20 protein-coding genes and 1 pseudogene are annotated in these 24,974 nt (G+C 71.1%); 14 read left to right on the forward strand and 7 right to left on the reverse strand.

Annotation, left to right across the window (positions count from 1 at the left end; translation table 11 throughout):
- The first annotated feature begins 12 nt into the window (after window positions 1–12).
- Window positions 13–486 carry a type II 3-dehydroquinate dehydratase gene (aroQ, locus tag ABZ117_RS15405; protein ID WP_356820947.1) on the forward strand — a complete coding sequence of 158 codons (474 nt, stop codon included), beginning with the start codon at window positions 13–15 and terminating at the stop codon, window positions 484–486.
- A 16-nt stretch (window positions 487–502) separates the two neighbouring features.
- Here the strand turns inward: aroQ and ABZ117_RS15410 are convergent, their stop codons facing one another.
- From ABZ117_RS15410 to ABZ117_RS15430, 5 genes are all read right to left on the reverse strand, one after another.
- The gene (locus tag ABZ117_RS15410) at window positions 503–1,231 is read right to left on the reverse strand and encodes an amino acid ABC transporter ATP-binding protein (RefSeq protein ID WP_356820989.1); all 729 of its coding nucleotides are present in this window, start codon (window positions 1,229–1,231) and stop codon (window positions 503–505) included.
- Between the two features lie 67 nt (window positions 1,232–1,298).
- Window positions 1,299–2,264 (reverse strand): amino acid ABC transporter permease, encoded by a 966-nt coding sequence (locus tag ABZ117_RS15415; RefSeq protein ID WP_356820949.1) that lies wholly within the window; start codon window positions 2,262–2,264, stop codon window positions 1,299–1,301.
- Window positions 2,261–3,145 (reverse strand): ABC transporter substrate-binding protein, encoded by an 885-nt coding sequence (locus ABZ117_RS15420; RefSeq protein WP_356820951.1) that lies wholly within the window; start codon window positions 3,143–3,145, stop codon window positions 2,261–2,263. Before ABZ117_RS15420 ends, ABZ117_RS15415 begins: the two co-directional genes overlap by 4 nt.
- A 371-nt stretch (window positions 3,146–3,516) precedes the next feature.
- The gene (locus ABZ117_RS15425; protein WP_356820953.1) at window positions 3,517–4,173 is read right to left on the reverse strand and encodes an MBL fold metallo-hydrolase; all 657 of its coding nucleotides are present in this window, start codon (window positions 4,171–4,173) and stop codon (window positions 3,517–3,519) included.
- 43 nt (window positions 4,174–4,216) lie between these two features.
- Entirely contained in the window at window positions 4,217–4,903 is a 687-nt protein-coding gene (locus tag ABZ117_RS15430; protein WP_356820955.1) for a maleylpyruvate isomerase family mycothiol-dependent enzyme, read from the reverse strand.
- A gap of 222 nt (window positions 4,904–5,125) precedes the next feature.
- Between ABZ117_RS15430 and uvrA the strand changes: the two genes are divergently transcribed.
- Window positions 5,126–8,149, forward strand: a complete 3,024-nt coding sequence (gene uvrA, locus ABZ117_RS15435; protein ID WP_356820957.1) for an excinuclease ABC subunit UvrA — start codon at window positions 5,126–5,128, stop codon at window positions 8,147–8,149.
- Window positions 8,150–8,348: 199 nt separating this feature from the next.
- On the opposite strand, the gene ABZ117_RS15440 is transcribed toward uvrA, so the two are convergent.
- A complete protein-coding gene (locus ABZ117_RS15440; protein WP_356820959.1) occupies window positions 8,349–9,269 on the reverse strand; it encodes a carbohydrate kinase in 921 nt (306 codons plus the stop codon).
- A gap of 353 nt (window positions 9,270–9,622) precedes the next feature.
- Here ABZ117_RS15440 and ABZ117_RS15445 point away from each other — a divergent pair, with 353 nt between their 5' ends.
- Window positions 9,623–10,051, forward strand: coding sequence for a Rieske (2Fe-2S) protein (locus ABZ117_RS15445; protein WP_356820991.1), 429 nt, complete (start codon window positions 9,623–9,625; stop codon window positions 10,049–10,051).
- 539 nt (window positions 10,052–10,590) lie between these two features.
- Here the strand turns inward: ABZ117_RS15445 and ABZ117_RS15450 are convergent.
- Window positions 10,591–11,538, reverse strand: a complete 948-nt coding sequence (locus tag ABZ117_RS15450; protein ID WP_356820960.1) for a hypothetical protein — start codon at window positions 11,536–11,538, stop codon at window positions 10,591–10,593.
- A 421-nt stretch (window positions 11,539–11,959) separates the two neighbouring features.
- On the opposite strand from ABZ117_RS15450, the gene uvrC reads away from it, so the two are divergent.
- From uvrC to ABZ117_RS15505, 11 genes and pseudogenes are all read left to right on the forward strand, one after another.
- Complete coding sequence (gene uvrC, locus ABZ117_RS15455) at window positions 11,960–14,056, forward strand: excinuclease ABC subunit UvrC (protein ID WP_356820962.1); 2,097 nt, start codon at window positions 11,960–11,962, stop codon at window positions 14,054–14,056.
- Window positions 14,053–15,132: an RNase adapter RapZ gene (rapZ, locus tag ABZ117_RS15460; RefSeq protein WP_356820964.1), complete on the forward strand. Its 1,080-nt coding sequence runs from the start codon at window positions 14,053–14,055 to the stop codon at window positions 15,130–15,132. Before uvrC ends, rapZ begins: the two co-directional genes overlap by 4 nt.
- A complete protein-coding gene (gene yvcK / locus ABZ117_RS15465) occupies window positions 15,129–16,196 on the forward strand; it encodes a uridine diphosphate-N-acetylglucosamine-binding protein YvcK (protein WP_356820966.1) in 1,068 nt (355 codons plus the stop codon). The genes rapZ and yvcK overlap by 4 nt, the downstream gene beginning before the upstream one ends.
- The gene (gene whiA / locus ABZ117_RS15470; RefSeq protein WP_356820968.1) at window positions 16,187–17,176 is read left to right on the forward strand and encodes a DNA-binding protein WhiA; all 990 of its coding nucleotides are present in this window, start codon (window positions 16,187–16,189) and stop codon (window positions 17,174–17,176) included. Before yvcK ends, whiA begins: the two co-directional genes overlap by 10 nt.
- Before the next feature lie 170 nt (window positions 17,177–17,346).
- Window positions 17,347–20,301, forward strand: a complete 2,955-nt coding sequence (locus ABZ117_RS15475) for a M14 family zinc carboxypeptidase (RefSeq protein WP_356820969.1) — start codon at window positions 17,347–17,349, stop codon at window positions 20,299–20,301.
- 298 nt (window positions 20,302–20,599) lie between these two features.
- Window positions 20,600–21,607 (forward strand): type I glyceraldehyde-3-phosphate dehydrogenase, encoded by a 1,008-nt coding sequence (gap, locus tag ABZ117_RS15480; RefSeq protein WP_356820971.1) that lies wholly within the window; start codon window positions 20,600–20,602, stop codon window positions 21,605–21,607.
- A gap of 136 nt (window positions 21,608–21,743) precedes the next feature.
- Window positions 21,744–22,955, forward strand: a complete 1,212-nt coding sequence (locus ABZ117_RS15485; protein WP_356820973.1) for a phosphoglycerate kinase — start codon at window positions 21,744–21,746, stop codon at window positions 22,953–22,955.
- 3 nt (window positions 22,956–22,958) lie between these two features.
- A complete protein-coding gene (gene tpiA / locus ABZ117_RS15490; RefSeq protein WP_356820974.1) occupies window positions 22,959–23,735 on the forward strand; it encodes a triose-phosphate isomerase in 777 nt (258 codons plus the stop codon).
- 130 nt (window positions 23,736–23,865) lie between these two features.
- Window positions 23,866–24,102, forward strand: a complete 237-nt coding sequence (gene secG, locus ABZ117_RS15495) for a preprotein translocase subunit SecG (RefSeq protein WP_356820976.1) — start codon at window positions 23,866–23,868, stop codon at window positions 24,100–24,102.
- A 211-nt stretch (window positions 24,103–24,313) separates the two neighbouring features.
- Entirely contained in the window at window positions 24,314–24,649 is a 336-nt protein-coding gene (locus ABZ117_RS15500; RefSeq protein WP_003976875.1) for an RNA polymerase-binding protein RbpA, read from the forward strand.
- Between the two features lie 150 nt (window positions 24,650–24,799).
- A pseudogene (locus ABZ117_RS15505) lies at window positions 24,800–24,974 on the forward strand (glucose-6-phosphate isomerase); the annotation flags it as partial.

Below are 24,974 nucleotides of genomic sequence, written 5' to 3' on the forward strand. Positions count from 1 at the left end.
CCCGGAGGAACCGTGCCCCGCACCCTGGCCAACGCCCCGATCATGATTCTCAACGGGCCCAACCTGAACCTGCTCGGCCGGCGCCAGCCCGAGATCTACGGCAGGGACACGCTGGCCGACGTGGAAGCGCGGTGTGCCGAGGCGGCGGCCGCGCACGGCGGCACGGTGGACTTCCGGCAGTCCAACCACGAGGGCGAACTGGTCGACTGGATCCACGAGGCACGGCTGGGCCACTGCGGGATCGTCATCAACCCCGGGGCGTACTCGCACACGTCGGTGGCGATCCTGGACGCGCTGAACACCTGCGACGGCATGCCCGTCCTGGAGGTGCACATCTCCAACATCCACCAGCGCGAAGCGTTCCGGCACCACTCCTACGTGTCGCTGCGCGCGGACGGCGTCATCGCCGGCTGTGGGGTGCAGGGCTACGTGTTCGGCGTGGAGCGGGTCGCGGCCCTGCTGGGGGCGGCGCGGGCGGACGCCTAGCCCCCGCGCGGGGGCGCTACAGCCGGCCCGCCTCCACGATCCGCCGCAGGAAGCGCCGGGTGCGCTCCTGCCGCGGGTCGCCGAAGACCTGCTCTGCCGTGCCGCGCTCCAGCACCACGCCGCCGTCGAGGAAGCAGACCTGGTCGGCGACGTCCCGCGCGAACCCCATCTCGTGCGTCGCCAGCACCATGGTCATGCCCTCGTCCTTCAGGCCGCGCACCACCTCCAGTACCTCGCCCACGAGTTCGGGGTCGAGCGCGGCCGTGACCTCGTCCAGCAGCAACAGCCGGGGCCGGACGGCCAGAGCCCGCACGATCGCCACCCGCTGCTGCTGGCCGCCGCTGAGCCGGTCCGGGTACGCATCCGCCTTGCCGGCCAGGCCGAGGCGCTCCAGCAGCCCCCTGGCCCGCTCCTCGGCCTCCTGCCGACAGACGCCGTGCACCCGGCGCGGCGCGAGCGTGATGTTGTCGAGCACGGTCATGTGCGGGAAGAGGTTGTAAGCCTGGAAGACCACGCCGATACGGCGGCGCACCGCGTCCCGGTCGGCCCGCGGGTCGGTGATCTCCTCACCGTCCAGCCAGATCGCGCCGTCGTCGATCTCCTCCAGGAGGTTGGCGCAGCGCAGCAGCGTGGACTTGCCCGACCCGGAGGCGCCGATGAGGGCGGTCACGGTGTGCGGGGCGACCTCCAGGCCGACGTCCCGCAGGACGACCGAACCGCCGAAGGTCTTGCGGACGGACTCCATCCGCAGCACGGGCGCGCCGCTGTCCGGGATGCTCGCAGTGGTGCTCACAGGGATCCTCCGCAGGTACTCACAGGGACCCTCCCTGAGCCCGTTGCCTGTCCGTCCTGGCCGTCACCCAGTCCGTGAAACGGGTCATCGGGATGGTCAGGGCCACGAACACCAGCCCGGCGACGATGTACGGCGTGTAGTTCAGACTGCGGCCCACGATGATGTCGGCCGCGCGGACGGCGTCCACCGCGCCGCCGATCGAGACCAGGCCGGTGTCCTTCTGCAACGACACCAGGTCGTTGAGGAGCGGCGGCACCTGCCGGCGTACCGCCTGGGGCAGGACGACGTAGCGCAGCGCCTGCCGGTTCGTGAGGCCCAGCGAGCGGGCCGCCGCGCGCTGTGAGGGGTGGACGGACTCGATGCCCGCCCGGAAGACCTCCGCGACGTACGCCGAGTACGTCAGGGTCAGCGCCGTACCGCCGAGCAGGACCGGGTCGACCGTCACGCCCTGGAGCCGCAGCGCGGGGACGCCGAGGACCACGATCATCAGATTGATGATGAGCGGAAGGCCGCGGAAGAAGTCGGTGTACGCCGCCGCCAGCACCCGGAGCGGGAAGAAGACCGGGCCGCGCAGGGTCCGGGCGACGGCGATCAGCATGCCGAGGACCAGCACGGCGACACCGCAGATCAGCAGCAGGCGGACGTTCAGCCACAGGCCTTCGAGGACCTTCGGGAACGCCTCGCGTGCGTAGTGTGCGCTGAAGAAGGTCTCCTTGGTGCGCGGCCAGCCCGGCGCGCCGACTACGACCAGGTACAGCACGGCGGCCGTGACGAGCGTCGAGAGGGCCGCGACGGCCGTGGCGCGCCGGGCACGCGCGCGCTGGTGGCGCTCGCGCGCCCGGCGCCGCTCGGAGGGCACGTAACCGTCACCGGGAACGCCGTCAGCCGGGGCGCCGGCACCGGGAACGCCGTCTTCGGAGGCGTCGGCCGTGTCGCCCTTGTCGTCCGCGCCCTCCCGCGCCGGTTCGCCCCGGGTGACCGTCACTTGAGCACCGGGGCGTCGACGGCGTCCGAGAGCCACTGCTTCTCGATCCGGGCCAGCGTGCCGTCCTTGCGCAGGGCGTCGACGGCGCGGGTCACGCACGGGGTCAGTGCGCTGCCCTTGTCCAGGACGAGCCCGAACTGCTCGGGTGTGCCGCCCTGGTTCTCGAACTGGCCGACGATTCTCGCCTCCGTCACCTCGGCCGCGGTGATGTAGAACGCGGTCGGCAGGTCGGTGACGATGGCGTCCACCTGCCCGTTCCGCAGCGCGGACTTGGCCTGGTCGTTCTTGGCGTAGACGGCGGGCTGCCGGGCCGGCTTCACCACGTCGGTGATGTAGTCCAGGCTCGTCGTGCCCACCTGGGCGCCCAGCCTGAGCTTCTTCAGGTCGGCGATGTCCGTCACCCCGGCGGCCTTGCCGTCCTTCAGCGCGATGACGGCCTGACGCACGTCGTAGTAGCCGGAGGAGAAGTCCACGGCCTTCCTGCGCTCGGCACTGATCGACACCTGGTTGATGTCGAAGTCGAAGGTCTTCACCCCTGGCGCGAACGCCTTGTTGAACGGCACGCTCTGCCATACGACCGCGCTCCTGCCGTACCCCAGCCGTTTCGCCACGGCGTAGGCGACCGCCGACTCGTAGCCCTTGCCGTCGGCGGGCTTGCCGTCCTTGAACCAGGGCTCGTACGCCGGTTCGTCCGTCGCGACCGTCAGCTTTCCCGGCGTCTTGGTGGCGAGGCCCCCCTTCGCGCAGCTCTCGGCGGCCGGTCCGGACGGGGCCGCCGACGCGTTGTCCTCGGGCTGCGGCGCACAGCCGACAGCGGTGGCGAGCAGAGCTGTGGTCGCGGCGGCTACCGCGCGGCGCAGGAGGCGAGGAGCAGGATGCATGGCCGGAGAGTGGCAGCGAACGACGCGTATGTCCAGGTCACGGCGGTGGATGTCCGCATACTGGGAACGGGTGTTGCCACCGTGTGAACGCGGGAGAATACAGCCCCTCACGCGCGTGCCCGGAGGCTGGGCCGCCGGCCGAGGGCGGGGTGGAAGACCGGCGGCCCTGCCGCTCACGAGCCGTCATCCTGCGAGGGCTGTCACCAGTTGACCGCCTCACACCCGCGTCACGGGAGCGCGCACGCGCGTTGGGCGCGTGCGAAATGTTCACACGGGGCGCGGTGTACGTGCCGCACGCCGGGCGTACGAGCACGGCGCACGCCCCGCGCGAAGGCAGGGGGCGTGCGCCGCTGTGAGCGTCCGCGTGCGGCTCACCACCCGCGCGCGTGCCACTCCGGCAGGTGCGGCCGTTCCGCGCCCAGTGTGGTGTCGTCGCCGTGTCCGGGGTAGACCCACGTCTCGTCCGGCAGCGCGCCGAAGATCTTCGTCTCCACGTCGTGGATCAGGCTGGCGAACGCCTGCGGATCCTTGCGCGTGTTGCCGACCCCGCCGGGGAAGAGACAGTCACCGGTGAAGACGTGCGGATGGCCGTGCGGGTCGTCGTAGATCAGCGCGATGGAACCGGGCGTGTGCCCGACCAGGTGGCGCGCGGTGAGCTGTACCTGGCCCACCGTGATGACGTCACCGTCGTCGACGAGGACGTCGGTGGGCACCGGGATGCCGGGGGCGTCGTCGCGGCCGGCATAGGTACGCGCGCCCGTGCCGGCGACGACCTCGGCGAGCGCCCGCCAGTGGTCGCCGTGCTGATGGGTGGTGACGACGGACGCGATGCCGTCGTCACCGATCATCCCCAGAAGTGTCCGCGCCTCGTCGGCGGCATCGATCAGGAGCTGCTCGTCGGTGGCCCGGCAGCGCAGCAGATAGGCGTTGTTGTCCATCGGGCCGACCGCGATCTTGGTGATCATCAGGTCTTTCAGCTCGTGCACGTCCGCCGGCCCGCCGACCTTGACCTCTCCGGAGTACGTCATGACGGCCAGCCTATAGCGGCGCAAGCCCGCGGACGCTGCCGTCCTACAGCGGGGGCAGCTTCGGCAGCGCGCCGCCCCGCACCTCCAGCGCCGCCCCGTCGCGGCGCCCGGCGAGCCAGCCCAGCAGATCGGCCGGCTGTCCGGTGACGGTGATTTCGGCCACCTCCGCCTCGCGGCCGGTGCTCCACGCGCGCGTGCCGTCCGTGATCCGGGTCGCGGGGACGTCTTCGTGTCCGGCGAACCGCTGTGCGAGGAAGCCGGTCTCCCGCTCCAGGAACTCCGCCGGAAGGTGCTCCAGCTCGTACCCGGTCCCGAGGTCGACGTGATGCAGCTCCACCTCCGCCCATCGCCGGAACGGGATCCGGGCCGCCGAGTCGGTGACCCCGTTGCGCAGCTCCACGGTGCGCGTCCAGTCCGCGGGCGTGTCCCCGGCCGCCTGGAAGCGGGCCGCACTCTCCCGCAGGTCGGCGAGGTGGTCCGCCACGGGACGCGGGGCGCCGTGGTCGATGTCGGCGTCGCGCCGCTCGGCGCTCGCGTACATGGGACGCCCCTCCAGGACGTTCACGAGCGCGTCGGCGTTGCGGGCGATGTGGGCGAGTACATGCCCACGGCTCCAGCGGGGAAGCCGTGACGGCAGGGCGAGTGACGCGTTGTCCAGTTCGGCGACCGCGGTGAGGAGCCGGCCGGTCGCGTCACGTACACGGGCCAGGTCATGAGCGTGATCAATCATGGTGCTGACCCTAGTCCCGCCACACCTTCGGGTGAAGGTGAGGAACCTCGCCCGCAAATCGAAAGCACGTGCTATATCGTCGAAGGTGGCGTCGGGCATGCTGGAGGGTCGGGGGTTGTTATGCAACCGGGCAATCCGACCGGCGTTGTCAGTGGCTCCCCCTAGTCTGAGAAAGCTCGGGGGCCCCGCCCCTGTCACTTCTCTAGAAAGGTGCGGACCGGCGTGGCCGACCGTCTCATCGTCCGTGGCGCGCGCGAGCACAACCTGAAAAACGTGTCGCTCGACCTGCCTCGTGACTCGCTCATCGTCTTCACGGGCCTGTCCGGGTCGGGCAAGTCCTCCCTGGCCTTCGACACCATCTTCGCCGAGGGCCAGCGCCGTTACGTGGAGTCGCTCTCCTCGTACGCACGGCAGTTCCTCGGGCAGATGGACAAGCCCGACGTCGACTTCATCGAGGGCCTCTCCCCGGCGGTCTCCATCGACCAGAAGTCGACCTCCCGCAACCCCCGCTCGACGGTCGGCACGATCACCGAGGTCTACGACTACCTGCGTCTGCTCTTCGCGCGCATCGGCAAGCCGCACTGCCCCGAGTGTGGCCGCCCGATCTCGCGCCAGTCGCCGCAGGCGATCGTGGACAGGGTCCTGGAGCTCCCCGAGGGGAGCCGCTTCCAGGTGCTGTCCCCGCTGGTGCGCGAGCGCAAGGGCGAGTTCGTCGATCTCTTCGCCGACCTCCAGACCAAGGGTTACTCCCGCGCGCGCGTCGACGGCCAGACCGTCCAGCTCTCCGAGCCGCCGACCCTGAAGAAGCAGGAGAAGCACACCATCGAGGTGGTCGTGGACCGCCTCACGGTGAAGGACTCCGCCAAGCGCCGCCTCACCGACTCCGTGGAGACGGCCCTCGGTCTGTCCGGCGGCATGGTCGTGCTCGACTTCGTGGACCTCCCCGAGGACGACCCCGAGCGCGAGCGCATGTACTCGGAGCACCTCTACTGTCCGTACGACGACCTCTCCTTCGAGGAGCTGGAGCCCCGCTCCTTCTCCTTCAACTCGCCCTTCGGCGCCTGCCCCGAGTGCACCGGCATCGGCACGCGCATGGAGGTCGACCCCGAGCTGATCGTCCCGGACCCCGACAAGTCCCTGGACGAGGGTGCCATCCACCCCTGGTCGCACGGGCACACCAAGGACTACTTCAGCCGCCTGATCGGCGCTCTCGCGGACGCCCTCGGCTTCCGCACGGACATCCCCTTCGCCGGTCTGCCGCAGCGCGCCAAGAAGGCCCTGCTCCAGGGTCACAGGACCCAGATCGAGGTGCGGTACCGCAACCGGTACGGCCGCGAGCGCGTCTACACGACGCCCTTCGAGGGCGCGGTGCCGTTCGTGAAGCGCCGGCACAGCGAGGCCGAGAGCGACGCCAGCCGCGAGCGCTTCGAGGGCTACATGCGCGAGGTGCCCTGCCCCTCCTGTGAGGGCACGCGCCTTAAGCCGATCGTCCTCGCGGTCACGATCATGGGCAGGTCGATCGCCGAGATCTCCGCGATGTCGATCAGCGACTGCGCCGACTTCCTGGGCGAACTGAAGCTCAGCGCCCGCGACAAGAAGATCGCCGAGCGAGTCCTGAAGGAGGTCAACGAGCGGCTGCGCTTCCTGGTCGACGTCGGCCTGGACTACCTCTCGCTCAACCGCGCGGCCGGCACCCTCTCCGGCGGCGAGGCCCAGCGCATCCGTCTGGCCACCCAGATCGGCTCCGGCCTCGTCGGCGTCCTCTACGTCCTGGACGAGCCCTCCATCGGCCTGCACCAGCGGGACAACCACCGGCTGATCGAGACCCTCGTCCGGCTGCGTGACATGGGCAACACGCTCATCGTCGTCGAGCACGACGAGGACACCATCAAGGTCGCCGACTGGATCGTGGACATCGGTCCCGGCGCCGGCGAGCACGGCGGGAGGGTCGTGCACAGCGGTTCCGTGAAGGAACTGCTCGCCAACACCGAGTCGCAGACCGGCGCGTACCTCTCGGGCCGCAAGTCGATCCCGCTTCCGGACGTGCGCCGCCCGCTCGACCCGTCGCGGCAGCTCACCGTGCACGGTGCCCGCGAGAACAACTTGCAGGACATCGACGTCTCCTTCCCGCTCGGTGTGTTCACGGCCGTCACCGGCGTCTCCGGGTCCGGCAAGTCGACGCTGGTCAACGACATCCTCTACACGCACCTGGCCCGCGAGCTGAACGGCGCCCGGACCGTCCCCGGACGGCACACGCGCGTGGCGGGCGACGACCTGGTCGACAAGGTGGTGCACGTCGACCAGTCGCCGATCGGCCGCACCCCGCGGTCCAACCCGGCGACGTACACGGGTGTCTTCGACCACATCCGCAAGCTGTTCGCCGAGACCACCGAGGCGAAGGTCCGCGGCTACCTGCCGGGGCGCTTCTCCTTCAACGTCAAGGGCGGCCGCTGCGAGAACTGCTCCGGTGACGGCACCATCAAGATCGAGATGAACTTCCTGCCGGACGTCTACGTCCCGTGCGAGGTCTGCCACGGCGCCCGGTACAACCGGGAGACCCTGGAGGTCCACTACAAGGGCAAGTCCATCGCCGAGGTGCTCAACATGCCGATCGAGGAGGCCATGCACTTCTTCGAGGCGGTCCCGGCGATCTCCCGGCACCTGAGGACGCTGAACGACGTCGGTCTCGGCTACGTCCGCCTCGGCCAGTCGGCCACCACCCTCTCCGGTGGTGAGGCGCAGCGCGTCAAGCTCGCCAGCGAACTCCAGAAGCGGTCCACGGGACGCACGGTCTACGTCCTGGACGAGCCGACCACCGGTCTGCACTTCGAGGACATCAGCAAGCTGCTCACGGTGCTCGGCGGGCTGGTCGACAAGGGCAACACGGTCATCGTCATCGAGCACAACCTCGATGTGATCAAGACCGCCGACTGGATCGTGGACATGGGTCCGGAGGGCGGCGCCGGTGGTGGCCTGGTGGTCGCGGAGGGTACGCCGGAGGAGGTCGCCGGGGTTCCGGCCAGCCACACCGGCAAGTTCCTGCGCGAGGTCCTCGGCGCCGACCGCGTCAGCGACGCCGAACCGGTCAAGGCGCCGCGGGCCACGACGGCGCGGAAGACGGCCGCCGCCAAGTCACCGGCGAAGAAGACGGTGACGGTCAAGGCCAACAGCGCTCCGGCCAACAAGACGGCCACGGCCAAAAAGGCGACGCCCGCGAAGAAGGCCGCACGGGCCCGCAAGGCCTGAGCCGGTCCCGGTGTGGGAGGCGGTCGGAAGCGCCTTCCGGCTCCGGCTGACACAACATCAGAAATGCGGCGCCCCGCGGGAACTCCTCGTGGGGCGCTGTTCGTTCTCTCGACAGCCGGCCCGGTTCTGCGGTCCGACAGATCCCCGCACACCGCAGGGCCGGCCGTACCTTGTCAACAGCACAGGGAGAACGGACCGCTCACCACGCGGCCGGCCCGCCCAGCTCGGCCGCGTACGGCGGCTCGGCCCCCGCCCGCGAGCAGGTGACCGCCGCCGCGCGGGCCGCGAAGCGCAGCAGCCGGGCCCAGCCCTCCGTCCCGAGGGCGGCGAGCGCTTCCGGCGTCAGCGCGTCCCGCACGGCCAGTCCGTGCAGCAAGGCCGCGTTCACCGTGTCACCGGCGCCGATGGTGTCCACGACACTGACCTTCTCACCGGGCACGGAATGCTCCCCGCCGTCCTGGGTGAACACGGTCAGGCCGTCGCCGCCCCGGGTGACCACCACGGCCGACGGTCCCGCGGCCAGCCATGCGCGCGGGGTGCCGCCGAGCCACGCGGCATCCTCCTCGGACACCTTCAGCAGCGTCACCGAGGGCAGCCAGCTCTCGAAACGCGTCCGGTAGGCGTCCGCGTCCGGGATCAGCCCCGCCCGGATGTTGGGATCGAGAGCGGTGAAGAGCCCTTGTCCCGCATCGGTACGCATCAGATCCTCATAGGCGCTCGCTCCCGGCTCCAGGGCGAGCGAACAGGTACCGAAGGACACCGCGCGCGTACCGGCGGGCAGAGTCACCGGGCCGGAGAACAGACGGTCGGCGGTGCCGTCGACATAGAAGGAGTAGGCGGCCGAGCCGGCGGTGTCGACCGTCGCCACCGCGAGGGTCGTCGGCTCCGGCCCGCGCTGCACGCCGGACACGTCCACCCCGGCCCGCCGCAGCCCGTCCAGCAGGGCCTCACCGAAGGCGTCGTCCGACACCCGGGAGCAGAAGGCGGTGCGGGAGCCGAGCCGCCCGAGGGCCACGGCGGTGTTGTAGGGGCCACCGCCGAGGGCCGGTTTCAGCACCGCGAGGGCACCGGGGCCCTGCGGTACGAGGTCGATCAGTGCCTCACCGGCAACGACGATCATGAGGTGGTTCCCTCCTTGGCGGACCCGAGTAGTGAGCGGCCCGGTCCCTGCGCCGGCTGAGGCGTGAGCCGGCCCGGTCCCGCCGCCGGCTCCCTGTAGAGGCGGTGCGGACGCAACCGCCCCCCTGCCGCCGACCGATCCTTCCCGGCCTGCGCCTGCGCCTGCGCCTGCGCCTGCGCCTGCGCCTGCGCCTGCGCCTGCGCCTGCGTCTGGGGCCGGCCGAACCGGGACGGTATCTCACCGTCCCATCCCGCGTAAACGGGTGCGTGAGCACCCGCCGCCCCCGGGGTCCGGCGCGCCTCCTTCCCCCGGGTATCGTCGGCCCGCACACCCTTTGACCTGTGGAGACCCAGATGCCCGCCCGCTCCTCGGCAAGCCGCCGTACCGTCCTTCGAGGGGCCGCCGCTGCCCCGGTCGCCGGGCTCGGCCTGGCCGCGTGCTCGGCACCGGGCGGGAGCGGGGCGGCCGCGGCCACGCCGACCGCACCGTTCGATCTCGGTGCCGAGAGTGAGGTCCCGAAGGGCGGCGCCCAGCTCTACCAGGACCACAACGTGGTGGTCAGCCGCGACCGGAACGGCACGCTGAAGGCGTACAGCACGATCTGCACGCACGCCGGGTGCCCCATCAACAAACTGCGGGGGACGACTCTGGTCTGCCCGTGCCACGGCAGCGAGTTCGACGCCCTGACGGGCAAGGTGGTCCAGGCGCCGGCCACCGAGCCCCTGGGCGAACTGTCGGTGAAGGCCGCGAACGGCAGGATCATCGCTGGCCCGGCGGCCTGACGAAGGGCCGCCCGGAGCCGCCAGGGCCGGCCGGAAGCCGTCCACCGGCGTTCGGGAGTGACGCGGCCCGGGCGCCCGGTCCCAGACCTCCGCCCAGAGCCAGGAAAGCCGCTCGTTCGGAGCCGTCCGCCGGTCGCCCGGAGGGACGGGGCCCGGTCGGCCCGGCTCCAGATCGCGCGCCCGGAGTGAGGAAGGCCGCTCGCCCGGAGCCGTCCGCCGGTCACCCGGAGCGGTCGAAGGCGCGCCGCCCGGGCCCACGAAGCCCGCTCACCCGGCTCCAGCCGCTCGCCCGCCCTCGGCCCGCCCGCCCGGAACCGCTCAGGCCGGCGGTCCCCCCCTGTAGATGCCCGGCCCCCCGGAGCCGCCCGGACCGCCCCTCGCAGCCGCCACTCCGTCAACCCGTCAACCCGTCAACCCGTCAACCCGTCCCCCCATCGCGCAACGCTGCCGAGCATGCAGCACACCGGCCCCGGTCGCCCTCGGCGCGGCGGCCCGTCGGATGGTTCCGGGCACGAGGGGTACGGGCGGGGAGGATGCCGTCACTCCCACTCCCAGGCGATCCCCACGATGCCCGGCCGGATGCGCGGTTCGACCACGTGGGCACAGTGGTGCAGGCCGGTCACGGCGAGTTCCTGCCGGCCGCTGCGCGGAGCCGCCGGCGAGTGCTGGGCGAAGCGGTGGCAGCGCACCGGCAGGGCGGCCGGGTCGAAGCGCACCTGGAGCGCGTACTGACCGCCGGGGGAGCCGAACCGCTGGAGGTGCTCGCGGGCGGCCCCGGCCGTGCCGTCCTCGACGGCGTACCGGAAGAGGAACGTGTCGCCGGAGCGCAGGCGGGTGTCGAACAACAGCTCTGCCACCAGCACGCCGGTGTCCTGGTCGCAGCGGAGGCGCCCGGTGCGGCAGTTCTCCAGGGCGCGCACGGTCATCCGGCGCGGATCGCAGCCCCGGTCGCCGTGGTGGACGGCGACGAAGCGGTCGACGCCGTCGCGGTGGGCCCGCACGATGTGGTGGGCCTCGCGGCCGGCCAGCTCGCGCCGGGCGCCGATCCGGACGCATTCGTGGTGGCCGAGGGTGTGCAGGCCGCCGTCCATGGACCAGCCCAGGTCGGCCGTGAGCCGGTCCAGGACGTCCGAGGCCTCGACCAGGGAACGGTAGGTGCGGCCCCCCGGGCCGCCGGCCGTCGTGCGCTCGTCGGCCTCGGCGAGCAGCCGGATCAGTGACTCGTCCGGGAGCTGGAGTATCTCCTCCAGCGCTCGTACGGCGCGCAGCGACTCCGGGCGCTGCGGGCGGCGGGCGCCCTGCTGCCAGTAGCTCAGGCTGGTCACGCCCACCGTGACCCCGCGGCGTGACAGGTGGTGCTGCACGCGCTGGAGCGGCAGTCCGCGTGCGGCGATCGCGGCGCGCAGCGCCACGTGGAAGGGGCCGCCGCGCAGGGCCGTGTCGAGTTCCGCGGTGGGGACGTCCGCGTGCTCTGTGGCATGCCGCATGCCGAGGGGCCTTTCTGTGAGGTGTCACTCCGGCTGGTCAGACCGTCCGTGCGAGTCCGCGGGCCACCCCCGTGGGCGCCACGGACGCCCGTGGCCGGACTCCGCGGCGTCCGTGTGCATGCGTGCACGGCCCCGAGTTCCCCCGCATTGAAGCGTGTTGACCAGAACCCGACAACACCTGGCGTCCGGCCGATGCCGGCGACTGGCCGGACGTCACCGTCTCGCGGCCGGGTGCGGGTGGGTGCGGCGGGGGAGAGGGCGCGGTGGGAGCGCCGGTCGGGCGCCGGTCAGGAGGGCCGGTGGACAGGCGGGCGGACATCGCGGCGCGGGAGCCGCCGACGCACTCCCGGGGCGCCGGACGGGGCCGGGCGTTGTCCACAGGCGCGACGCGGTGTCGGCGCTCGCCAGTAGGGTGTGAGACATGGCCGATCCCTCCAGCTACCGCCCCAGGCCGGGAGACATCCCGGACTCTCCCGGGGTGTACAGGTTCCGTGACGAGCACCGCCGGGTGATCTACGTCGGGAAGGCGAAGAGCCTGCGCCAGCGCCTGGCGAACTACTTCCAGGACCTGGTGAACCTGCACCCGCGCACCCGGACGATGGTGACCACCGCCGCGTCCGTGGAGTGGACCGTGGTGTCCACGGAGGTGGAGGCGCTCCAGCTGGAGTACTCCTGGATCAAGGAGTACGACCCCCGGTTCAACGTCAAGTACCGCGACGACAAGAGCTACCCGTACCTCGCGGTGACGATGAACGAACAGTTCCCGCGCGTGCAGGTGATGCGCGGTCACAAGAAGAAGGGCGTCCGGTATTTCGGGCCGTACGCGCACGCATGGGCGATCCGGGACACCGTCGACCTGCTGCTGCGGGTCTTCCCGGTGCGCACCTGCTCGGCCGGTGTCTTCAAGAACGCCGCCCGTACCGGCCGCCCCTGCCTGCTCGGCTACATCGACAAGTGCTCCGCCCCCTGTGTCGGCCGGATCACCCCCGAGGAGCACTGGGACCTGGCCGACGAGTTCTGTGACTTCATGACCGGCCGCACCGGCACCTACCTCCGCCGCCTGGAGAAGCAGATGACGGAGGCGGCCGAGGAGATGGAGTACGAACGGGCGGCCCGCCTGCGCGACGACATAGGGGCCCTGAAGAAGGCCATGGAGAAGAACGCGGTCGTGCTCGCCGACGCGACCGACGCCGACCTCATCGCCGTCGCCGAGGACGAGCTGGAGGCGGCCGTCCAGATCTTCCACGTCCGCGGCGGCCGGGTCCGCGGCCAGCGTGGCTGGGTGACCGACAAGGTCGAGGAGGTCACCACCGGCGCCTTGGTCGAGCACGCCCTCCAGCAGCTGTACGGCGAGGAGACCGGGGATGCGGTCCCCAAGGAGGTGCTGGTCCCGGCCCTGCCCGAGCCGGTCGAGCCGGTCCAGGAGTGGCTGGCCGCCCGCCGCGGCTCGAACGTCTCGCTGCGCATCCCGCAGCGCGGCGACAAGAAGGCGCTCATGGAGACCGTGCAGCGCAACGCCCAGCAGTCCCTCGCCCTGCACAAGACGAAACGCGCCTCCGACCTGACCACCCGCTCGCGCGCGCTGGAGGAGATCGCCGGGGCCCTCGACCTGGACAGCGCCCCGCTGCGGATCGAGTGCTACGACATCTCGCACCTCCAGGGCGACGACGTGGTGGCCTCCATGGTCGTCTTCGAGGACGGCCTCCAGCGCAAGAACGAGTACCGCCGCTTCCAGATCAAGGGCTTCGCCGGCCAGGACGACGTCCGCTCCATGCACGAGGTGATCACCCGGCGCTTCAGGCGCTACCTGGCCGAGAAGGAGAGGACGGGGGAGTGGGCCGACGGCGCCGGCACCGAGGAGGTGCTCACCGACGGCGACGGCGCGCTCACCGGCACGGAAGTGGTCACGGACTCCCTTAAGGACGACGACGGGCGTCCCAGGAAGTTCGCGTACCCGCCGCAGCTGGTCGTCGTCGACGGCGGTCAGCCGCAGGTCGCGGCGGCCCGCCGCGCCCTGGACGAGCTGGGCATCGACGACATCGCGGTCTGCGGTCTCGCCAAGCGTCTGGAAGAGGTCTGGGTGCCCGGCGAGGACGACCCGGTGGTCCTGCCCCGCACCAGCGAGGGCCTCTACCTGCTCCAGCGGGTCCGTGACGAGGCCCACCGGTTCGCGATCACCTACCAGCGGACCAAGCGGGCCAAACGCTTCCGGGCCGGCCCGCTGGACGACGTGCCCGGGCTCGGCGAGACCCGCAAGCAGGCGCTCATCAAGCATTTCGGCTCGGTGAAGAAGCTGCGGTCCGCCACCATCGAGCAGATCCAGGAAGTGCCCGGGATAGGCCGGAAGACGGCCGAGACCATCGCCGTGGCCCTCGCCCGGGCGGCTCCGGCCGCACCCGCCGTGAACACGGCGACCGGAGAGATTATTGAGGACGAGGAACCCGGCACGACGGGGGGTTCCTCGGGGGAGCCCGTGACCACGGGTCCCCCGGACGGACGACGGGGGCAGGAGACATGACCGAGCACGACGCACAGCCCACAGAGCACGACGCACAGCCCACAGAGCACGACGCACAGCCCACAGAGCACGACGCACAGCCCACAGCGCGGCGGGAACAGGCGCACGGCGACACGGGCGACGATGTCGTCCGGCAGGACGCCGGCCAGGGAGCGGGCGAGGACAACGGAGCACAGGTGAGTACGGGCAGCGAGACAGCCGGGGCCCCCGAGGCGGCCATCCCCGAGCTGGTGATCATCTCCGGCATGTCCGGAGCGGGCAGATCCACGGCCGCGAAGTGTCTGGAGGATCTCGGCTGGTTCGTCGTGGACAACCTCCCGCCCGCGCTCATCCCCACCATGGTGGAGCTGGGCGCCCGGTCCCAGGGCAACGTCGCGCGGATCGCGGTCGTCGTGGACGTCCGCGGCCGGCGCTTCTTCGACAACCTGCGCGAGTCGCTGGCCGACCTGGACACCCGGGGCGTCACCCGCAGGATCGTCTTCCTGGAGTCCTCCGACGAGGCACTCGTGCGCCGCTTCGAGTCGGTGCGCCGGCCGCACCCCCTCCAGGGCGACGGCCGCATCGTGGACGGCATCGCCGCCGAGCGGGAGCTGCTGCGCGAACTGCGCGGCGACGCCGATCTGGTGATCGACACCTCCAGCCTGAACGTCCACGAGCTGCGGGCCAAGATGGACGCCCAGTTCGCCGGCGAGGAGGAGCCCGAGCTGCGGGCCACCGTGATGTCCTTCGGCTTCAAGTACGGCCTGCCGGTCGACGCCGACCTGGTCGCGGACATGCGGTTCCTGCCGAACCCGCACTGGGTCCCGGAGCTGCGCCCGTACACCGGCGTCAACGAGGAGGTCGCCGCCTACGTCTTCAACCAGCCCGGCGCGAAGGAGTTCCTCGACCGGTACGCCGAGCTGCTGCGGCTCATCGCGGCCGGCTACCGCCGCGAGGGCAAGCGGTACGTGACCATCGCCATCGGTTGTACCGGCGGCAAGCACCGCTCGGTCGCGATGTCGGAGAAGCTCGCCGCGCGGCTCGCGGCCGAGGGCGTGGAGACGGTGGTCGTACACCGGGACATGGGACGGGAATGACGGAACGTACACCGCGGCTGGGCAGGCTGCGCCGGATGGTGCCCGAGGCCCGTGCCGGCCGCCCGGCCGAGGTCCGCGGGGCCCGGGCCCGGCGGCGCGGCGCCCAGCCCAAGGTGGTCGCCCTCGGCGGCGGCATGGGCCTGTCCGCGTCGCTCGCGGCGCTGCGCCGGATCACCGGCGATCTCACCGCCGTCGTCACCGTGGCCGACGACGGCGGTTCCAGCGGCCGGCTCCGGGACGAGCTGGGTGTGCTGCCGCCCGGCGACCTGCGCAAGGCGCTGGCCGCGCTGTGCGGGGACGACGACTGGGGGCAGACCTGGTCCCGGGTCATCCAGCACCGCTTCCACTCCAAGGGCGACCTGCACGACCACGCGGTCGGCAACCTGCTGATCGTGGCCCTGTGGGAGCAGCTCGGTGACCATGTCCAGGCGCTGGACCTGGTCGGCAGGCTGCTCGGGGCGCACGGGCGGGTCCTGCCCATGTCGGCCGTGCCGCTGGAACTCCAGGCCCTGGTCAGAGGGCACGACCCGGAGCGGCCGGACGACGTGGACACCGTCCGCGGGCAGGCGACCGTGGCCCTCACGCCCGGCGAGGTGCAGTCGGTGCACGTGGTGCCGCACGACCCGCCGGCCGTGCCGGAGGCCGTCGCGGCGGTCCTGGACGCGGACTGGGTGGTCCTCGGCCCCGGCTCGTGGTTCTCCTCGGTGATCCCGCACCTGCTCGTCCCCGAGCTGCTCGACGCCCTCACCGAGACCAAGGCCCGCCGTGTGCTCTCCCTGAACCTCGTGCCGCAGCCGGGAGAAACCGAAGGCTTCTCACCGCAGCGTCATTTGGAGGTTTTGGGGCGACACGCCCCTAAACTCGCCCTGGACGTGGTGCTGGCCGACGAGGCCGCCGTGCCCGACCGCGACTTGCTCACCGAGGCCGCCAAGCGGCTGGGAGCCGCGGTCGAGCTGGCGCCGGTGGCCCGGACCGACGGAACGCCCCGGCACGACCCGGAGCTGTTGGCCGCCGCGTACGACCGTATTTTTCGGATGCATGGAAGGATCGGCCCATGGCGATGACGGCAGCGGTGAAGGACGAGATCTCCCGGCTCCCCGTCACCCGGACCTGCTGCAGGAAGGCAGAGGTCTCCGCCGTTCTGCGGTTCGCCGGCGGCCTCCATCTGGTGAGCGGGCGCATCGTGATCGAGGCGGAGCTGGACACCGCGATGGCGGCGCGCCGGCTCAAGCGGGACATCCTGGAGATCTTCGGCCACAGTTCCGAACTGATCGTGATGGCGCCCGGCGGGCTGCGCCGCGGCTCGCGGTACGTGGTGCGCGTGGTCGCGGGCGGGGACCAGCTGGCCCGCCAGACGGGGCTCGTGGACGGCCGGGGCCGCCCGATCCGCGGACTGCCCCCGCAGGTGGTCTCCGGGGCCACCTGCGACGCGGAGGCGGCCTGGCGCGGGGCCTTCCTGGCGCACGGTTCGCTGACCGAACCCGGCCGCTCCTCCTCCCTGGAGGTGACCTGCCCGGGTCCGGAGGCCGCGCTCGCGCTGGTCGGCGCGGCCCGCAGACTGTCGATCGCCGCGAAGGCCCGGGAGGTGCGCGGCGTGGACCGGGTGGTCGTCCGGGACGGTGACGCGATCGGCGCCCTCCTCACCCGTCTGGGCGCCCACGAGTCGGTGCTGGCTTGGGAGGAGCGCCGGATGCGCCGGGAGGTGCGGGCCACCGCCAACCGGCTCGCCAACTTCGACGACGCCAATCTGCGCCGTTCGGCCCGCGCCGCGGTGGCCGCCGGGGCCCGGGTACAGCGCGCCCTGGAGATCCTCGGGGACGAGGTGCCGGAGCACCTCGCCGCCGCCGGACGGCTGCGCATGGAGCACAAGCAGGCCTCCCTGGAGGAGCTGGGCGCGCTCGCCGACCCGCCCCTGACTAAGGACGCGGTCGCGGGCCGCATCCGCCGCCTGCTGGCGATGGCCGACAAGCGCGCCTCCGACCTGGGCATCCCGGGCACGGACGCCAACCTCAGCGAGGAGCTGGCGGACAACCTGGTCGGCTGACGTCACGTCATGTTCCGGGTGCCGGGGCCCGGTTCGGGCCCCGGCACCGGCCGTTCCGGGCCGGCGCCGCCTCCCTCGGCGTGTCCGTGAAGCGCTCTTGACTCGATCAAGGAGTGACACGAGCCTGGCAGCTTGTTCGCCGCTGTGGCGGACCACCGTTGGGGGGGTTCATGAGACACCGAGCGAGATCGATCCTCGCTGTCGGCGCGCTTCTGATCGGCGGAGCGAGCCTCGCGCCCATCGCCCAGGCACAGAGCGGACATCCGGCGGCACCCCGGCCGGACGAGATCAGGGTCTTCCGCGCCGACGTCACCCGGCAGCAGGTGCCCCTGCTGCTGGAAGCGGGCCAGGACGGCCGCGAACTCGGTGAGCAGGTGACCGGGGAGGGCCGGACCGAGGTCGAGGTCTATCTCACCGGCAGGCAGGCCGCGCGGCTGCGGAAACAGGGCGTCGACCTGACCGAGCACACCCTGTCCGCCCGGACGCAGGCACGCGTCGAGGACGCCGCGCAGGGTGTGTTCCGTCCCTACAGCGGCAGTGGCGGGCTCCGGGAGGAGATCCTGCGCACCGCCCGGGACCACCCCTTCCTCGCCAAGGTGGAGTCCATCGGCAGGACCGTCGACGGCCAGGACATCCTCGCGCTCAAACTCACCAGGAACGCCAAGACGTCGCGGGACGGCTCCAAGCCGTCGGTGCTGTACATGTCCAACCAGCACGCGCGTGAGTGGATCACCCCGGAGATGACCCGGCGTCTGATGCACTACTACCTGGACCACTACACGAACGACCGGCGGGTCAAGAGAATCGTCGACTCGACGGAGCTGTGGTTCGTCCTGTCGGCCAACCCGGACGGCTACGACTACACCTTCCGGGACGCCGGCACCCGCCTGTGGCGCAAGAACCTGCGGGACGTCAACGGCGACGGCGTCATCAGCACGGGTGACGGCGTCGACCTCAACCGCAACTTCCCGTACAAGTGGGGCTACGACGACGAGGGTTCGTCGCCCGACCCGACCAGCCAGACCTACCGCGGCGCGAGCCCCGCGTCCGAGCCCGAGACCCGGGCGCTGGACGCCTTCGAGAAGCGCGTCGGCTTCCGGTACGCCATCAACTACCACTCCGCCGCGGAACTCCTCCTCTACGGAGTCGGCTGGCAGGTGGCCACCCCCACGCCCGACGACGTCCTCTACCGGGCTCTGGCCGGCACCCCCGACAACCCGGCGATTCCCGGGTACCGTTCGCAGGTCTCCTCGGAGCTGTACACCACCAACGGCGAGGCGGACGGCCACGCGTCGAACGTCAACGGGATGGCGATGTTCACCCCGGAGATGTCGACCTGCCAGACCGCCTCGGACGTCGATCCCGACGACGCCTGGAAGGCCCAGGACTGCCGGTCGGTCTTCAACTTCCCGGACGACGAGAAGCTGATCCGGCAGGAGTTCGAGAAGAACGTCCCCTTCGCGCTCTCCGTCGCCGAGACCGCCGTGCACCCCGACAGGCCGGTCTCCTCGGTCGGCCTGAGCGCCGCCGACTTCACCCCGGCCGCGTTCTCCACGTCGTACTCCCGGGGCGCGGACCAGGAGGTCTCGGCCGTCGTCCGCAAGGCGGTCCGGGACAAGGAGCTGAAGTACCGCGTCAACGGCGGCCGTACGCTCGACCAGGCGCTGCGGCCCTGGAAGGGCGGGCAGACCTACGGCGGCGAGGACGACCTCTACTTCGACGAGTACCGGGCCAGGGTGCGGGACGGCGAGCCGGGCGACAGGGTCGAGGTGTGGTTCACCGGCGAGACCGGGGACGGCAGGAAGATCTCCAGCTCCCACTTCACCTACACCGTCGCCGAGCGGCCGAAGGCGGACACCCTCGTCGTCGCCGAGGAGGGGACGGCCGCCGCGCAGGCACGGACGTACGTGGACGCGCTGAAGGCGGCCGGCCACAGGGCGATCGTGTGGGACGTGGCCACGCAGGGCGCCCCGGACGCGCTCGGCGTGCTGCGGCACTTCCGGACGGTCGTGCACTACTCGGGGGCGAAGGGCCCGGCCAACCCCACCCAGCTCCAGCTGCGCGCCTACCTCAACGAGGGCGGCAAGCTGATCGAGGCCGGTGAACTGGCCGGCGGCAGCGTCGACCTCGGCGGCGGCACCCTGTCGGACGACTTCAGCCAGTACTACCTGGGGGCCTACAGCCGTACGTCGACCAAGGGGGCCACCGGCTTCACCGGATCCGGCGCGCTGGACGGTGTCACCGGCACCCTCGGCGACGCGCCCGGGAACCCGCTGGACGGGGCGGGTACCTACGGCGTCACCTCCGACGAGCTGCCGGTCTCCACGTATCCCCAGTTCAAGAGCGCGGGCGCGGGAACGTTCCCCGGGACGGCCAACCCGTACGGGCCGTACGCGGGTGCCGCCATGGCCGCGGCGGTGCACACCGACGACGCCTACAAGCGTCTCACCCGCACCGTCGACCTCACCGGTGTCGGCGCCGCCGACAAGCCGGCCCTGAGCATGCGGCTGCTGTGGGACACCGAGCCCGGCTACGACCACGCGGTGGTCGAGGCGCACACCGCGGGCGCCGCCGACTGGACGACCCTGCCGGAGGCCGGCGGGGCCACGAGCACGGCCGTGCCGGCCGACTGCGGGGACGGCTTCCTGATCGGCGAGCACCCGTGGCTGAAGCACTACCTGACGCTCACCGGCAACACCTGCACGGCGGGCGGCAACACCGGTGCCTGGAACAGCCTCACCGGCAGCTCCGGTGGCTGGCGGCAGGTGAGTTTCGACCTGAGCGGCTACGCCGGGAGATCCGTGGAGGTGTCGGTCGCCTACATCACCGACCCCGGCAGCGGCGGTCACGGTGTCCTGGCCGACGACGCCTCGCTGGTGGTGGGCGGCACGGCGAGGGAGACGGAGGGCTTCGAGTCGTCCCTGGGCGCCTGGCGGGCGGCCGGACCGCCCGCGGGCAGTCCGGCGGTGCTCAAGGACTGGGCGCGCACCGGGGCGCTGTTCCGGACGTACGGAGCGGTCGCCACGGACGACACCGTGCTGCTCGGTTTCGGCCTCGAACAGGTGGCGTCGGCGGCCGACCGGGCGGCTCTGCTGAGGAAGGCGTTCGACTCGCTCGACAGGTGAGCGGTCCCCCCTCTCAACGGTGCGCGATCGGGGTGTTCATCAAGTGAGCCGACCCGCTCACGAACGAGTGACAACGGCGCCGAAAGTGCCCCGCATTTCGTCGCACATACGGATGAATCCATTGCCGATCCGAGGCGGTCCGTACCTCTACTGACCAGTACGGACCGCCTGCCCGTGTATGCGCCATCTCGATGTCACCCCGGGGCCCGCAGAGAGGTAGGGTCGGTGGTGGTCGGGGACATCCCAAACAGAGCTCGCCGGCACCGCATGGCCGGCGTACCAACGAGGAGATCGGTTCGTGACGATCCGCGTAGGCATCAACGGCTTCGGCCGTATCGGGCGTAACTACTTCCGCGCACTGCTGGAGCAGGGCGCAGACATCGAGGTCGTGGCTGTCAACGACCTGGGTGACACCGCGACCACCGCCCACCTGCTCAAGTACGACACGATCCTGGGCCGCCTCAAGCAGGAGGTCTCCCACACCGCCGACACGATCACGGTCGACGGTCACACCATCAAGGTGCTCTCCGAGCGCAACCCCTCGGACATCCCGTGGGGCGAGCTGGGCGTCGACATCGTCATCGAGTCGACCGGCATCTTCACCAAGAAGGACGACGCCGCCAAGCACATCGCCGGCGGCGCCAAGAAGGTCCTCATCTCGGCTCCGGCCAAGGACGAGGACATCACGATCGTGATGGGCGTCAACCAGGACAAGTACGACCCGGCGAGCCACCACGTCATCTCCAACGCCTCCTGCACCACCAACTGTGTGGCGCCGATGGCCAAGGTCCTCGACGAGAACTTCGGCATCGTCCGGGGCCTGATGACGACGGTGCACGCGTACACGAACGACCAGCGCATCCTTGACTTCCCGCACAAGGACCTGCGCCGCGCCCGTGCCGCCGCCGAGAACATCATCCCCACCACCACCGGCGCCGCCAAGGCCACCGCCCTGGTGCTGCCGCAGCTCAAGGGCAAGCTGGACGGCATGGCCATGCGCGTCCCGGTCCCGACCGGCTCGGTCACCGACCTCGTCGTGGAACTCAGCCGCGAGGTCACCAAGGAAGAGGTCAACGCCGCCTTCCAGAAGGCCGCCGAGGGCGAGCTGAAGGGCCTCATCGACTACACCGAGGACCCGATCGTCTCCTCGGACATCGTCAACGCCCCGGCGTCCTGCACGTTCGACTCCTCCCTGACCATGGTCCAGGAGGGCAACAGCGTGAAGGTCATCGGCTGGTACGACAACGAGTGGGGCTACTCCAACCGCCTCGTGGACCTCACGGTCTTCGTCGGCAACCAGCTCTGATCGCAGCACAGCAGGACCCCGCAGTGGGCGCAGGGCCCGGGCAGCGCACCGCCGCGCTGCCCGGGCCCTGTCCCGCGTACTGACCACGTCCTCTTACGATCAGGTGCACCACGAGCCCTCCTCAGGAGTCCACTCAATGAAGACGATCGACGAACTTCTCGCCGACGGCGTACGCGGCAAGCGGGTCTTCGTCCGCGCCGACCTCAACGTGCCGCTCGCCGACGGGACGATCACCGACGACGGCCGCATCCGCGCCGTCCTGCCCACCGTCAAGGCCCTCGCCGACGCGGGCGCCAAGGTGGTCGTCGCCTCCCACCTGGGCCGCCCCAAGGGCGCCCCGGACCCCGCCTTCTCCCTCGCGCCGGCCGCCTCCCGCCTGGGTGAACTCCTCGGCTCCGACGTGGCCTTCGCGACCGACACCGTCGGCCCGTCGGCCCAGGACACGGTCGCCGGGCTCACCGACGGCCAGGTCGCCGTCCTGGAGAACCTGCGCTTCAACCCCGGCGAGACCGCCAAGGACGACACCGAGCGCGGCGCCTTCGCCGACCGGCTCGCCGCCCTCGCGGACGTCTACGTCGGTGACGGCTTCGGCGCCGTGCACCGGGGACACGCCTCCGTCTACGACCTCCCGGCCCGCCTGCCGCACTACGCCGGCTACCTCATCGCCACCGAGGTCGGCGTCCTGAGGAAGCTCACCGACGACGTCAAGCGCCCCTACGTCGTCGCGCTCGGCGGCGCCAAGGTCTCCGACAAGCTCGCCGTCATCGACCAGCTGCTCGGCAAGGCCGACCGCATCCTCGTCGGCGGCGGCATGGCCTACACCTTCCTCAAGGCCAAGGGCTACGAGGTCGGCATCTCCCTGCTCCAGGAGGACCAGGTCCCGGTCGTCCAGGAGTACATGCGGCGCGCCGAGGAGCAGGGCGTGGAGCTGGTGCTCCCCGTCGACGTCGTGGTCGCGCGGGAGTTCCCGGACCTGAAGGCCAAGGCCCCGACCGAGCACACCGTGGTCGACGCGGACAGGATCCCCGCCGACCAGGAGGGCCTGGACATCGGGCCGAGGACCCGGGAGCTGTACGCCCGGAAGCTCGCCGACGCCGAGACCGTGTTCTGGAACGGTCCGATGGGCGTCTTCGAGCACCCCGACTACGCCGAGGGCACCAAGGCGGTCGCCCAGGCCCTCGTCGGCGCCGGCGGCTTCACCGTCGTCGGCGGCGGCGACTCCGCCGCCGCCGTGCGTACGCTCGGCTTCGACGAGAACGCATTCGGCCACATCTCGACCGGTGGCGGCGCCTCCCTCGAATACCTCGAGGGCAAGACGCTCCCCGGCCTCGCCGCACTGGAGGACTGACCCTTGAGCACCCGCACGCCGATCATGGCGGGCAACTGGAAGATGAACCTCAACCACCTCGAGGCCATCGCGCACGTCCAGAAGCTCGCCTTCGCCCTGGCCGACAAGGACTACGAGGCCGTCGAGGTCGCCGTCCTGCCGCCGTTCACCGACCTGCGCTCCGTGCAGACCCTGGTCGACGGCGACAAGCTCCGGATCAAGTACGGCGCCCAGGACATCTCGCAGCACGACTCCGGTGCCTACACCGGCGAGATCTCCGGCCCGATGCTGGCCAAGCTGAAGTGCACCTTCGTGGTGATCGGCCACTCCGAGCGCCGCCAGTACCACAACGAGACCGACGAGCTGGTCAACGCCAAGGTCAAGGCCGCCTACAAGCACGGCCTGACCCCGATCCTGTGCGTCGGCGAGGAGCTGGACGTCCGCGAGGCCGGCGACCACGTCGCCCACACCCTCGCCCAGGTCGACGGCGGCCTGAAGGACCTGCCGGCCGAGCAGGCCGAGACCGTCGTGATCGCCTACGAACCCGTGTGGGCCATCGGCACCGGCAAGGTCTGCGGCGCCGAGGACGCGCAGGAGGTCTGCGCCGCCATCCGCGCCCGGCTCGCCGAGCTGTACTCGCAGGACGTGGCCGACAAGATCCGCATCCAGTACGGCGGCTCCGTGAAGTCGGGCAACGTCGCCGAGATCATGGCGCAGGCCGACATCGACGGCGCCCTGGTCGGCGGCGCCTCGCTGGACGCCGACGAGTTCGTCAGGATCGTGCGGTTCCGCGACCAGTGACGCGGCCATGAGTAGGCGGTAGCGGCAATACGTCGTACCCTTGCGGGGCCGAAACTGTCACGGGAGCCGCCAGCCCCCGTGGGAGCGTCGGCCCCGTCGTCCATCAGAATCCGAGGAAGTTGGTCCAGCCGTGGTTTTGGGGTTCTCGATCGCCCTGATCGTCTTCAGCCTGCTGCTGATGCTGCTGGTGCTGATGCACAAGGGGAAGGGCGGCGGCCTCTCCGACATGTTCGGCGGCGGCATGCAGTCCTCCGTCGGCGGTTCCTCGGTCGCCGAGCGCAACCTCGACCGGATCACCATCGTGATCGCTCTGCTGTGGTTCGCGTGCATCATCGTCCTCGGCATGCTGATGAAGTCGAACAGTTGACGGCCAACAGCGCATTCCGCCCGTTCCGCACGTAAAGCCCCATGTTCGGTACGCGATCCTGAGCGCGGCCTATCATGGGGCTTGCGTCTGGATGTGGGGGCCGGTAACTCCAATCACTGGACGCGCGTTGGGCCTTACGTAGACTGAGGCGCTCGCGGCGAAGCGAAACGTCGACTCGCTTCGCGGCACCATTACGCAGGGAGTTACGACCGTGGCAAGTGGCAACGCGATCCGAGGAAGCCGGGTCGGGGCGGGGCCGATGGGCGAGGCCGAGCGCGGCGAGTCCGCGCCGCGTCTGCGCATCTCCTTCTGGTGCTCCAACGGGCATGAGACGCAGCCGAGCTTCGCCAGCGACGCGCAGGTTCCCGAGACCTGGGACTGCCCACGCTGCGGCTTCCCGGCCGGCCAGGACCGGGACAACCCGCCGGACCCGCCGCGCACCGAGCCGTACAAGACGCATCTCGCGTACGTACGGGAGCGGCGCAGCGACGCGGACGGCGAGGCGATCCTCGCCGAGGCGCTCGCCAAACTGCGGGGCGAGATCTAGCGAGACCGACCGGCCGGGTACCCACGGTGCCTGGCCGGAGCCGTGTGCGGCGCGCCGTACCGGCCTGCCGTCCTCGTGCCGGCCCACGTCCCATGCTGATCAACTAGGTTGGACGGCTGGGACAGGCACGACGGAAGGCGGAGGTCGGAAATGAACGCAGACGGCCGTACGAGGCTCAACCGGACGCCCGAGTGGACGGCGCTGGCCGATCACCATGCCCGCAGTCGACAGCGTCTGCGCGAGTTGTTCGCGTCGGATCCCGGTCGTGCGGAGCGGTACACGCTTCAGGTCGGTGATCTGCACATCGATTACAGCAAGCATCTGG

This window comes from Streptomyces sp. NPDC006309 (assembly GCF_040613095.1).
Classification (GTDB): domain Bacteria; phylum Actinomycetota; class Actinomycetes; order Streptomycetales; family Streptomycetaceae; genus Streptomyces.